Here is a 12,592-nt window from a genome sequence, read left to right as displayed (position 1 = left end):
TGAATCTGTTGGGCGGATTAATCGCGTACTGCTTGAGGGATAAAAAGCCCAGTCTAGATCTAACAGCTCAAGAGTTTGAGCTGTTAGAGAGTAATTGCTTAGTTCTGGCTTAACCAGATCTCAGGTTTAATAGGTTATAAAGACCCATTAATAAGCCCCCCGCGACAATCGCTGGGATGATGGGTACGAAAATATCCGATAAGCCTTTCACTGCACGTTGGACAATATTCTGCTTTTGTGCACCAGCTGAAGCCACATCATTGGTGGACATCTCAGCAAGGCCCGTCAACTTGGCCATTTCAGCATAAACTTGGTTAACAATGCCTGAACCGAAAATAATTTGGTACTGACCTGCGACTTTAAATTGACCTTTTACACCATCGAGATCTTCAATGGCTTTTTCATCAATCAGCGATTCATCACTGATCGCCAAACGTAGTCGAGTGGCACAGTGTGCGAGTGCTTGAATGTTGGCTTTGCCACCCAACAGCTCAATAAGTTGTTTTGCTATGACTGGATAGTTCATAACTCACCCCGGTTGTTGTGAATGATTTATAGGATAGTTTTAATGATTACAGTTGTTTTTTTTGGGAACGTTTGCAGTTTTAATAATCATCAACAAATCGCGACAGGTCAAAAGGAAATCAGTAAATATGTGAATAGGATCGCCAAAACCCGCAGTGATAATTAACAAAACAAGGGTAGAATCACGCATTAAGAACGATAAGATGGTAGTGATTTTGCAATCAATCCCAATGTGATGATGGAATGAGAAAATAATGGCAAGTTTGCATGATGTAGCGCGTTTAGCTGGTGTATCAAAATCGACCGTATCACGAGTGATGAATGACGAGTATGGTGTTAAAGAATCTACCAAAATCAAGGTGTTAAAAGCGGTTGCTGATTGTGGTTATATGGTCAATCAGGTTGCAAAAGATCTCAAATCACAAAAGACCAATTTGATTGGAGTGATTGTGCCTCGGGTCTCTTCCCATGCCACCGCGCAAGGGGTTGATGGTTTAACGGCTATTTTTGAACAAGCAGGAAAGCATGTATTACTCGCCAATACTCATCAAATTCATGCTAAGGAATTAGAATACATTCAAATCTTTAATCAAAAGCGGGTTGAGGGAATCATCTTCTATGCGACTCACCTTGATGAGCCTTTGATTAAAGCGATTCAACAATCTCATGTTCCCGTTGTATTAATTGGTCAGGATGGCTCGTTATACAATATCCCTAGCGTGGTGCATGATGATTTACGAGTCGGGTTTGAAGCAGGTAATCGCTTAGTCGCGGCTGGATGCGAGCAGATCGGTTTTATCGGTGTGCAAAGTGATGATTTGGCGGTAGATGCCCTTCGTTCGCAAGGGCTAGCTCAGTCACTAGCGCTTCATCAGCGAGAGTTATTGTTTCATGCACGTGGTGATTTTTCGATTGAATCAGGTTATCGGTTAGCTAAGCAGCAACTACAAGTTTTCCCTCAACTCGATGGACTATTTTGTGCGACTGATCGATTAGCGGTCGGGGCAATTAAAGCCCTGCATGAGAGCGGTCGAATTGCGGGTCAGCAGGTGAAAATACTTGGGGTCGGTAATGACGAGTTGGCTTATGTCAGTACTCCAAGCTTATCAACGTTCAATTATGCTTTTGATAAAGCAGGAGAAAATGCCGCAAAAATGTTGCTTGATCGTATTGCTGGACAAGGTTTAGAAATGAGTAAAGTCGTGCTGACCTTTCAAAATATTGATCGTGAGACTTGCTCACCATTGGTCTCGTAGAGACTCGTCGACAATTTTGTGTTCTTTCTCACATTGCTCTCGTCGAGTTACTCATGAAAATCAGAAATACTTGCCTATCGGCGTAATGTCTTATACTTTTTGAGAACGTTCCCGACTTGATGGTAATTCTATGTCTCTTAATTTGTTGATTGAACTCGCTGGTGGGATAACCAATATTCTGCGTATTTTAGCACCAGAAGGGCGGGTAACCGTTGCGGTACGTGATTTACAGCAGGTTAAACCGCTGCCAACGTCGATAGTCTCAGAGTCGGTATTAGGGGAGTGGCAGCTTTCTATGCCGATCAGTGATGAAATTTCTGAACACGATTTGGCAGAGGTTGGCATTCACATTGCAAAACAGCAACGTCAACAAGCCAAAGCTTATTTACCGCCGACCGAAAGTGTATATCGTCCGCAATGGCATATTTCGCCGCCACAAGGTTTGCTCAATGATCCTAATGGTTTTGTTTATCATCAAGGTGAATATTATTTATTTTATCAGTGGCACCCGTTTGCTTGCCAACATAAAGACAAGTACTGGGTGCTACTCAAAAGCCAAGATCTTATCAACTGGCGTTGGCATTCGATTGCTTTAACGCCTTCAGATTGGTTTGACAGTCACGGTGTATTTTCAGGTCATGCGGTGAGTGATAGCGACGATCTGTGGCTATTTTATACCGGAAATACCCGCTTAGGGCATGGTCGTCAGCGGCAAACCATGCAGTGCGTTGCGAAAGCTAACTCTGAAGGTGGTTTTACAAAGCTGGGCCCTGTGATACGCACGCTACCAGATGGTGTCACTGAGCATATTCGTGACCCCAAAGTGGTGTATAAACAGGGCCGCTGGCGGATGCTGCTCGGCGCGCAAACTCAGCAATTAGCGGGCTGTTTGGCCGTTTATCATTCGGATAACTTACAAGATTGGCACTTTGATGGATTGTATGGTCAAGAATTAGCGCCTTATGGTTATATGTGGGAATGCCCAGATATGTTTGAACTTGATGGCCAAAGTTTGGTTGTTTTTGGTCCACAAGGTATCCGCTCGCCTAATCCTCATCACACCATTGAACATCACAATCGAATTTTCACCGTTGCCGACAACCAGCAAGGACAGCTACAATTCTTACAAGGTTGGGAGCTTGATTGTGGTTTTGATTTTTATGCGCCGCAAACGGCACTGACGCCAGATGGACGCCGTGTACTCTGTGGTTGGATGGGGCTACCGGACGAGGTCGATCATCCTAGTTGTGCTGATGGTTGGATCCATCAATTAACCGCGTTACGTGAGTTACGGTGGATAAATGGTCGCGTGATACAGAGCCCGATTCGTGAACTCACTCAGTTGCGCGGCGAAAAACGCTCACTACATTTGACCGAGCAGGGCATCGACATTGGCGGTAAAAGTTATGAGTTACTGGTCACTTTACCTTGGGGGAGTGAGCTGCATTTGATGAAAAATAGTCAGCAGCAAGTCGTTTTGACGCTTGATGAGCAGAGCCAAACTTTACGTTTAGATCGTAGTCAAACTGAGATTCGTCAAGGGGATACGATACGAGAAATCAGTCTGACTACGCAGCAGGTTGAGCTACAAATTCTGGTTGATCATTCGTCGATTGAAATCTTTATCAACCAAGGAGATCAAGTGATGAGTAGCCGTGTGTTTACCGCGCCGGATGCTACGCAAATCGCTTTGTTCGGCGCTGAGGTAGAAGCGGATTACTTCCCCCTTCAGGCAACATTAAAGCCGTTTGCTGCTTAAGGTTATTCTGTTCCTATTTGCAACTGCAGCGATGTTAGCTACGTTCGTTCATCCCAATCAAATAGTTTGTCTATGCTCATTGGGATGAATTCATTTGCCGCTTATCTGTGACTCCAAATCGTTTGGGTATAGCGGCTGTTGGTTCAACAAGACCAACAGCCATTCAATTAAGATTCGATAAATTCGAGTAACGCTTGTTGGTCAGGCAAAGCCGTCATCGCCCCTTTTTGAGTAGTAGCTAATGCACCGCAGCCATGTGCCCATTGGATGGCTTGGGTCGTATTTTCTTGCCAGTTGGAACTTGTCGCTAATTGGTATAACAAACCACCGACAAATGCATCGCCTGCGCCAGTGGTATCAATAGGTTTGACCACTTTACCTGTCACTAACTGTTGTTGTTTGCCTGTTACTACTAAAGCACCTTTTGACCCTTGAGTGACCACCACTAAGGGTAAGGCGAGGGGAGCTAATGCGGTTAACCCTTGCTCAATAGTTTGTGTTTGAGTTAAAAAAGTCAGCTCTTCTTCAGAGAACTTGACTACGTCAGCTTTACTGACTGCCTGCATGACGACCTCGATAATCTGCTCCGGATTCTGCCAGACTTCTTCTCGTAAATTAGGATCAAAACTAACATAACCACCGGCTCGTTTGATTTGTTCTATGGCTGCAAATGTGCTGCTGCGACTTGGCTGGTTGGCAAGAGCGATAGAGCAAACATGTAGCCACTCCCCTTGTTTAAAGGCTGGAATATCGGTTGGCTGTAGGAACTGATCAGCACTGGGTTTGACCATAAAAGTGAAGCTACGCTCACCTGAGCTATCGAGATCAACCACCACGGTTGAGGTGCGTTGCTGATCATCGAGAATAAGATGTTGGCAATCGACTTGTTCTGTTATTAAGGTTTGTTGGATAAATCGACCAAAGGGATCGTTCCCGACTCGACCAAAAAAAGCGCTTTGTCCACCTAATCTTGCAATGGCAACGGCAACATTAGCAGGAGCTCCTCCGGGGCATTTTAAGTAATGCTTGTCGCCTTCAGGAATTAAATCGACGACGGCATCGCCCGTTACCCAAATTTTGTTCATTATTATTTCTCCGATCATGGTTTTGCTTAGTGTAGCCGATGGGCCAGGGTGGAAAAAGCATCAAATAAAAGCTAGAAGATTTCACTTCTAAAAATGTGATCAGTTAATGATAAATGTGGTTAATGTAGGATTTTTAGCTCATTTTTCGGTATCGTTCCCAGTTTGATTGAAATTACTATTGAGTGGATTGACGAGAGCAAAAACTCAGCGCAAACTGCGCTGGTTTTCCTACTTGATCCGGAGCGTTCATCATGTTTGCCCTGCCACCGATGTTGGTCACTATTGGTCTGTTATTGATCAGTAATGTTTTTATGACCTTCGCTTGGTATGCCCACCTAAAAGATCTAGCTCATAAACCTTGGATCATTGCCGCATTGATCAGTTGGGGCATCGCTCTGTTTGAATATATGTTTCAAGTGCCAGCAAACCGGATTGGTTATACGGTGATGAACTTAGGCCAACTGAAAATATTGCAAGAAGTTATTACGTTAACCGTGTTTGTGCCTTTTGCGCTGATTTATATGAAAGAACCTTTCCGCTTGGATTTTGTCTGGGCTGGATTGTGTTTACTTGGCGCGGTATTTTTTATTTTTCGTCCCCAAATACTTGAAATACTAACCCGTACGATGGGTTAACTGCTTGTGAGCTGAATATCGCCACAGTGGTTTAAATCAATGGATTCCGTGGTAATAATTCTTACTGTGAATGCAACATGCTGGGGCAATATGGTCAGCTTAGTGCAAGGTAGTGACCCTCTTCACAGAACGTAGGGCTTTAACAGGGGATTATTACAATAAGTTAGACGTTCTACTGTTTAAATGTTAATTTTTTGCTAAATTGACGGCGGAAGATACTGCTAATCGGGTTTCAAGCAGTGCTTATGCCCGACTTGTCTAAAGATTGTTTCCCTTGTCGATTAAAAAGGCTACTGGCTAAGTAAGTGGTGGTTTTAGTCACTAGGGCGTAACCGCAAACGCGCAGCGGTGCAGCGTTATAGTGGAGTAATTGCCTAATAATTGATGTGGGTTAAGGATATCATTGGTTAGCTTTACATTTTATTGGCAAATTACTTCGATGATTGCTAATGTGCGAAATTCTTTATTAGGTCTAGGTTATATTGCTTGGTTTTTGCGCTAAGCCACCTGATTCAGGCCGTTCTGAAGGCTTAATAAAGAGTCATGGATGCAAAATAAAAACTTGGAGTTTATGCATGTACAAAAATAAAATCACACAAGCCTTGTTACTTGGCGCAGGTTTAACTGTCGCTACGGCCTCTTTCTCTGCGCTCGCTGCTGATGTTCCAGCAGGGACTAAACTTGCTCCTGTTCAAGAGCTTATCCGTGGTAATGGTACTGAAGTTGCTTCTCTCGATCCGCATAAAACCGAAGGTGTACCAGAATCGCACGTGATTCGTGACTTGCTCGAAGGTTTAGTTAACCAAGATGCTGATGGTAATACTATTCCTGGTGTTGCCGAGCGTTGGGAAACCTCAGATAACCAAACTTATACCTTCTATTTACGTAAAGACGCAAAATGGTCTAATGGCGATCCAGTGACTGCGCAAGATTTCGTTTACAGCTGGCAGCGTGCGGTCGACCCTGCTACTGCGTCACCTTATTCTTGGTATATGGAATACACCAAGATGAAAAACGCGAAAGAGATCATTGCTGGAGAAAAAGCCAGCACGACATTAGGTGTTAAAGCATTAGACGATCATACTTTGGTGGTTGAATTGGATACGCCACTGCCGTATTTCGTGATGATGACTGGTCATACCACAATGAAGCCTGTCCATAAAGGGACGATAGAGAAACATGGTGATGAGTGGACTCGCGCGGGTAATTATGTCAGCAATGGCGCTTATATGTTGGACCGCTGGGTGGTCAATGAGCGTTTAGAGCTAAAACGCAATCCCAATTACTGGGATGATTCAAAAACAGTGATTAACAAAGTCACGTTTTTACCGATTGAAAACCAAGTCGCAGAGATGAATCGCTTCTTATCTGGCGAGATTCACATTACCAACGAAGTGCCGATTGAACATTTCCGCCGCCTACAACGTGATCACGCTGACTCGGTTTCAGTCGTGGGAAGCTTATGCACTTACTACTATGGTTTTAATAACCAAAAACCGCCTTTGGATGATGTGCGAGTTCGAAAAGCGCTCTCTTTCGCGATTGACCGTGATGTCATCGCCAATGCGATTATGGGCCAAGGTGAAAAACCGGCTTATTTCTTAACCCCAGAAATTACCGCTGGTTTTCAACCAGAAATGCCTGCTTATGGCAAAATGACTCAACAGCAACGTTTGGCCGAAGCGAAAAAGTTACTAGAAGAAGCGGGTTATAATCGCAGTAATCCACTGCGCTTTAATTTGCTATACAACACCTCAGAAAACCACCGTAAAGTCGCGACCGCGATTCAATCGATGTGGCGCTCAGGCCTTGGAGTGAACGTTACGCTAGAGAACCAAGAGTGGAAAACCTATCTTGATTCACGCCGTGAAGGTAACTTTGACGTGACGCGTGCTGGCTGGTGTGGTGACTACAACGAAGCTTCATCATTCCTTACCTTGATGAAGTCAAGCAACAGCTCGAATGATCCAAGATATCATAACGAAGAGTATGATGCGCTGATGGCCAAAGCCATGGCAACTACCTCAGAAAAAGAGCGTCAGGCGATTTACGCTCAGGCAGAAAAACTGCTTGCACGTGACATGCCGATTGCCCCTATCTATCAATATGTTAAATCTCGTTTGTTATCACCACAGGTCGGTGGTTTCCCGAGCAATAACGCTGAAGAAAAAATCTACACTAAAGATCTTTATCTCATAGCAAAATAATAATTGAGTGGTTAAACCACCTGTTGTTCGACTCTGCATGTACGTAACGGTGCATGCAGTGTCGTTTGTATTTTTTATTATCACAGATTGGAAAGAGTGAGTTTATGTTTAAATTCATCGTAAAAAGGATATTTGAGGCAATACCAACCATGTTGGTATTGATCACCCTGTCTTTCTTTCTCATGCGCTTTGCACCGGGAAATCCGTTTTCTAGTGAGCGTCCATTACCACCGGAAGTCATGGCCAATATCAATGCCAAATATGGCCTTGATAAGCCCGTTTCGGTGCAGTACATCACTTATCTCGGTAATATTTTGCGTGGTGATTTAGGTCCCTCGTTTAAATATAAAGATTATACCGTGAATGAGTTAGTTGCGAGTTCACTGCCCGTGTCGGCAAAAATTGGTGCCGCGGCGTTTATCTTTACGATTATTATCGGTGTCTCGATTGGTACGATTGCGGCGTTAAAGCACAATACTTGGATAGACTATACGATTATGTCGACCGCGATGCTCGGGGTCGTCATGCCTTCCTTTGTATTAGCGCCGGTATTAATTTATGTCTTTTCCATCAAATTAGGTTGGTTTCCGGCCGGTGGCTGGCTCGATGGATCCTTTAAATATATGGCGTTGCCAGTGATTGGTATGTCGTTGCTGTATGTTGCAACTTTTGCCCGTATTACCCGTGGTTCGATGATTGAGACCTTAAACAGTAATTTTATCCGTACCGCTCGTGCCAAAGGATTAAGCTATCGCTATATCGTGTTTAAGCACGCGTTAAAACCCGCTTTACTGCCGGTTGTCTCTTATATGGGACCGGCTTTCGTTGGCATTATCACTGGTTCGGTGGTCATTGAAACCATTTTTGGTTTACCCGGAATTGGTCGTTTGTTTGTTAACGCGGCATTTAACCGAGATTACTCCTTAGTGATGGGAATCACCATTTTGATTGGTTTCTTATTTATCTTATTTAACGCGATTGTCGATATTCTTCTGGCTTATATCGACCCGAAAATTCGCTACTAGTTTGAGGGCGAAAGCATGTTAAAGAAACAAGAACACTTACAAGCCATAGAGAAATTTACCGAAAACCTTGAGATTGAAGGTCGTAGTTTATGGCAAGACGCTCGTGTACGTTTTATGCGCAACAAAGCGGCAATGGCGAGCTTATGTATTTTATGCTTCATCACTTTACTGGTGGTGTTTGGGCCGATGTTGGCTAATTTTAGTTACGATGAAACCGATTGGTATGCGATGCACGCGGCCCCTTCGGCAACCCATTGGTTTGGTACTGATGCCTTAGGGCGAGATTTATTTGTCCGGACCTTAATTGGCGGTCGAATCTCTTTGATGGTCGGGATCATGGGTGCGTTTGTTGCTGTACTGATTGGGACTTTATACGGCGCGGCTTCTGGTTTTATTGGTGGTCGTACCGACCGTGTGATGATGCGTGTTTTGGAAATTTTATACGCGATTCCTTTTATGTTTCTGGTTATCGTATTGGTGACGTTTTTCGGTCGTAATATTGTGCTGATTTTTGTTGCGATTGGAGCGATAGCTTGGCTGGATATGGCGCGAATTGTACGTGGGCAAACCTTAAGCCTACGCAGCAAAGAGTTTATTGAAGCTGCGCATGTCTGTGGTGTCAGTCAATGGCGAATTATCACTCGTCATATTGTGCCGAACGTACTGGGTATTGTTGCGGTTTACTCTACGCTACTGATCCCGAGTATGATTTTAACCGAGTCATTTCTTTCTTTCCTTGGTTTAGGGGTTCAAGAGCCGATGACCAGTTGGGGGGCGTTGTTACAGGAAGGCGCTAACACAATGGAAGTCGCTATTTGGCAACTTATCTTCCCGGCTACTTTTATGATCGTCACTCTATTTTGTTTTAACTACGTCGGTGATGGGCTGCGTGACGCGCTCGATCCTAAAGACCGATAACCCAACTTAGCTAAGGAATAGATAATGAACTTATTAGATGTTCAAGACCTGCGAGTTGAGTTCTCGACTCGGGATGGCATGGTCACTGCGGTCAATGATTTAACCTTCTCTTTGCAACAAGGTGAGACCTTGGGCATTGTTGGTGAGTCTGGTTCGGGCAAGTCACAAACCGTGTTTGCTTTAATGGGCTTGCTGGCCAAAAACGGAAAGATCAGTGGCAGTGCTAAATTTGAAGGGCGAGAAATTTTAAACTTGCCTGAGCGTGAATTGAACAAAGTTCGCGCCGAACAAATTGCAATGATTTTCCAAGATCCAATGACGTCGCTCAATCCATACATGAAAGTCAGCGATCAGTTGATGGAAGTGTTAATGCTTCATAAAGGCATGAGTAAGGCGCAAGCTTTCGAAGAGTCAGTGCGTATGCTCGATGCGGTGAAAATCCCCGAGGCACGTAATCGGATCACCATGTATCCTCATGAGTTTTCAGGTGGTATGCGTCAACGGGTGATGATTGCAATGGCACTGTTGTGTCGTCCAAAACTGCTGATTGCCGATGAGCCGACGACCGCACTGGATGTGACGGTACAAGCGCAAATCATGGATTTGCTCAATGAGCTGAAAAAAGAGTTTAATACCGCGATCATTATGATCACCCATGACTTGGGCGTTGTCGCTGGCTCATGTGACAAAGTGCTGGTCATGTACGCCGGACGGACCATGGAATACGCTGACGTGGATGATATTTTCTATAATCCAAGTCATCCGTATTCAGAAGGGTTATTAAAAGCCATTCCTCGTTTGGATACGGAAGGGGAAATTTTACCGACCATTCCGGGTAATCCACCGAATTTATTACGTCTACCACCGGGGTGTCCGTATCAAGAACGCTGTCATCGAGTCACCGACCGTTGTAAACGTGAAGCGCCGCAGTTACTGAGTTTTGCCGATAATCGTCAGCGCGCTTGTTTTTCGGATTGGGAGGGATGGAAGTAATGAACTTAGAAAAAAATCTATTGTTGGATGTGCAAGATCTGAAAGTACATTTTAGCATTCCAGCAAAATCACCATGGCCATGGGCTAAACCATCGACGCTTAAAGCGGTCGATGGCGTGAATGTGCGCTTGTACGAAGGGGAAACCTTAGGTGTGGTCGGTGAGTCTGGCTGTGGTAAATCGACCTTTGCTCGGGCAATCATTGGTCTAGTCGAAGCGACTGAAGGGCAAGTGGTCTGGTTAGGGCAAGATTTAACCCGTCTGAATGCCGTTAAGCGACGCAATACTCGTAAAGATATTCAGATGATTTTCCAAGACCCGTTGGCATCACTCAACCCGCGGATGACGGTGGGCGATATTATCGCTGAGCCACTACAAACCTTTTACCCTGAGCTATCTAAACAAGAAGTGAAAGATCGCGTTAAAGAGATGATGGCCAAAGTCGGTTTACTGCCGAACGTGATTAACCGTTATCCTCATGAATTTTCCGGCGGCCAGTGTCAGCGTATTGGCATTGCCCGTGCGTTGATCTTAAATCCGAAAATGATCATCTGCGATGAACCCGTCTCAGCACTCGATGTGTCGATTCAGGCTCAGGTGGTTAACTTATTGCAGCAGTTGCAAAAAGAGCTAGGCTTGTCGTTGGTGTTTATTGCTCATGATTTGTCGGTGGTTAAGCACATTTCCGATCGGGTATTGGTGATGTATTTAGGTAACGCGGTGGAGTTGGGCACGTCCGAAGCTCTATTCTCCAATCCGCTGCATCCTTATACCAAAGCCTTGATGTCGGCAGTGCCTATTCCTGATCCTAAAAAAGAGCGCAGTAAAACCATTCAGATGTTAGAAGGGGATCTGCCTTCGCCGATCCATCCACCTTCTGGTTGTGTATTCCGCACTCGTTGCCCACAAGCCACGGCAGAGTGTGCGCAAACCAAACCGCAAATCAAAGGTAATGATATTCACGCTGTGTCGTGTCTACACGTCGAAATATAGCCTAATATCTACCTCTACCACATCGCCCCGAAAGATTGATTGTCTTTCGGGGTGATATTCAAATGGTTTTATTTACTTTCCCCATCAAAAATTTTGAACATCTAGGCCAATTCCCTTCGGTTCTCTTCTTACGGCTGCACTTTATACTAGCGTATCAATACTGAGTAGCAAAATACGTAAAGAGAGGTCAAGCATGGGTAGACTAGTGGCAGGCCAATGGCAGGACGTTTGGTACGATACGAAACAGAGCAATGGGCAATTTGTGCGTGAAGACGCTGGTTTTCGCGATTGGATAGAGAACACACCGAATGCTCGATTCACTCCCGATTCAGGTCGTTATCATCTGTATGTTTCTTTAGCTTGTCCATGGGCGCACCGCACGTTGATCTTTCGAGAGTTAAAACAGCTGACGGACCATATTGACGTAACAGTGGTTTGCCCTGATATGCTAAGCCATGGCTGGAAGTTTGGGATCCCCGAGCCTTTATTTGGCCATCGTTTTTTGCATCAACTCTATACTCAAGCCAAAGCGGATTATACCGGACGCGTTACTGTGCCAGTACTATGGGATAAACAAACCCAAACCATCGTCAGTAATGAATCTGCAGATATTATCCGAATGTTTAACTCGGTGTTTAACTCATTAACCGGCAATGATATCGACTATTACCCATTGGCATTGCGTGAAGTCATTGATGATTGGAATGCTTTTATTTATCCCAATATTAATAATGGCGTTTATCGCTGTGGTTTTTCTACTACCCAGCAAGCATATGAAGAAGCGTATGAGGCACTCTTTGCTGCTCTAGATAAGGTCGAACAACATTTGGCAACGCATCGTTATTTAGCAGGAAAAGTGTTAACTGAAGCGGATTGGCGATTGTTCACTACCTTGATTCGTTTTGATGCGGTGTATGTGGGCCATTTTAAGTGTAATAAACGTCGGATTGCTGATTATCCTCATCTTAATGGCTATCTTAAAGAGTTGTATCAGCATCCGGGAGTGCGTGAAACGACGGATTTTTATCATATTAAGCGGCACTATTATTTTAGTCATAGCATGATTAATCCAACGCAAGTGGTGCCAAGAGGTCCAGAATTTGATCTTGATAGTGCTCATGGTCGTGAACAGTTAAGTTAATCGACATTTGGTCGTCATGATTAAAAAAGCCCTCGAATTACATCGAGGGCTTTTTG

General features: G+C 44.4%; 10 protein-coding genes and 1 pseudogene. 9 read left to right on the top strand and 2 right to left on the bottom strand.

Annotation, left to right across the window (positions count from 1 at the left end; all coding sequences use genetic code 11):
* Positions 1 to 127: 127 nt before the first annotated feature.
* Positions 128 to 526 (bottom strand): annotated as a pseudogene (locus FKQ60_RS15325) (glucose PTS transporter subunit EIIB); the annotation flags it as partial.
* Positions 527 to 779: 253 nt separating this feature from the next.
* On the opposite strand from FKQ60_RS15325, the gene FKQ60_RS15320 reads away from it, so the two are divergent.
* Positions 780 to 1,781, top strand: a complete 1,002-nt coding sequence (locus FKQ60_RS15320) for a LacI family DNA-binding transcriptional regulator (RefSeq protein WP_004395499.1) — start codon at positions 780 to 782, stop codon at positions 1,779 to 1,781.
* A gap of 130 nt (positions 1,782 to 1,911) precedes the next feature.
* Positions 1,912 to 3,540, top strand: a complete 1,629-nt coding sequence (locus tag FKQ60_RS15315; protein ID WP_004395498.1) for a glycoside hydrolase family 32 protein — start codon at positions 1,912 to 1,914, stop codon at positions 3,538 to 3,540.
* A 167-nt stretch (positions 3,541 to 3,707) separates the two neighbouring features.
* Here FKQ60_RS15315 and FKQ60_RS15310 read toward each other — a convergent pair whose 3' ends face one another.
* Positions 3,708 to 4,625: an aminoimidazole riboside kinase gene (locus FKQ60_RS15310; RefSeq protein WP_004395497.1), complete on the bottom strand. Its 918-nt coding sequence runs from the start codon at positions 4,623 to 4,625 to the stop codon at positions 3,708 to 3,710.
* A gap of 260 nt (positions 4,626 to 4,885) precedes the next feature.
* On the opposite strand from FKQ60_RS15310, the gene FKQ60_RS15305 reads away from it, so the two are divergent.
* The 7 genes from FKQ60_RS15305 to FKQ60_RS15275 all read left to right on the top strand — a co-directional run bounded on the left by FKQ60_RS15305 (position 4,886) and on the right by FKQ60_RS15275 (position 12,536).
* Positions 4,886 to 5,260 (top strand): DMT family protein, encoded by a 375-nt coding sequence (locus FKQ60_RS15305; RefSeq protein WP_040904854.1) that lies wholly within the window; start codon positions 4,886 to 4,888, stop codon positions 5,258 to 5,260.
* A gap of 575 nt (positions 5,261 to 5,835) precedes the next feature.
* Positions 5,836 to 7,467, top strand: a complete 1,632-nt coding sequence (locus tag FKQ60_RS15300) for an ABC transporter substrate-binding protein (protein ID WP_115152717.1) — start codon at positions 5,836 to 5,838, stop codon at positions 7,465 to 7,467.
* 104 nt (positions 7,468 to 7,571) lie between these two features.
* Positions 7,572 to 8,492 (top strand): oligopeptide ABC transporter permease OppB, encoded by a 921-nt coding sequence (oppB, locus tag FKQ60_RS15295; RefSeq protein WP_072669302.1) that lies wholly within the window; start codon positions 7,572 to 7,574, stop codon positions 8,490 to 8,492.
* 15 nt (positions 8,493 to 8,507) lie between these two features.
* The gene (oppC, locus tag FKQ60_RS15290; RefSeq protein ID WP_004395493.1) at positions 8,508 to 9,410 is read left to right on the top strand and encodes an oligopeptide ABC transporter permease OppC; all 903 of its coding nucleotides are present in this window, start codon (positions 8,508 to 8,510) and stop codon (positions 9,408 to 9,410) included.
* A 24-nt stretch (positions 9,411 to 9,434) separates the two neighbouring features.
* On the top strand, positions 9,435 to 10,403 hold the full coding sequence (locus FKQ60_RS15285) for an ABC transporter ATP-binding protein (RefSeq protein ID WP_170906707.1): 969 nt from the start codon (positions 9,435 to 9,437) through the stop codon (positions 10,401 to 10,403).
* Complete coding sequence (gene oppF / locus FKQ60_RS15280) at positions 10,403 to 11,395, top strand: murein tripeptide/oligopeptide ABC transporter ATP binding protein OppF (protein ID WP_170906706.1); 993 nt, start codon at positions 10,403 to 10,405, stop codon at positions 11,393 to 11,395. The genes FKQ60_RS15285 and oppF overlap by 1 nt, the downstream gene beginning before the upstream one ends.
* Before the next feature lie 193 nt (positions 11,396 to 11,588).
* The gene (locus tag FKQ60_RS15275; RefSeq protein WP_170906705.1) at positions 11,589 to 12,536 is read left to right on the top strand and encodes a glutathione S-transferase family protein; all 948 of its coding nucleotides are present in this window, start codon (positions 11,589 to 11,591) and stop codon (positions 12,534 to 12,536) included.
* Positions 12,537 to 12,592: the final 56 nt, after the last annotated feature.

Origin of the sequence: Vibrio sp. A11 (assembly GCF_013048705.1) — a bacterium.
Lineage (GTDB): Bacteria > Pseudomonadota > Gammaproteobacteria > Enterobacterales > Vibrionaceae > Vibrio > Vibrio metschnikovii.
The sequence above is the reverse complement of the archived record's forward strand: the minus strand, read 5'-3'. Positions and strand labels throughout refer to the sequence as shown.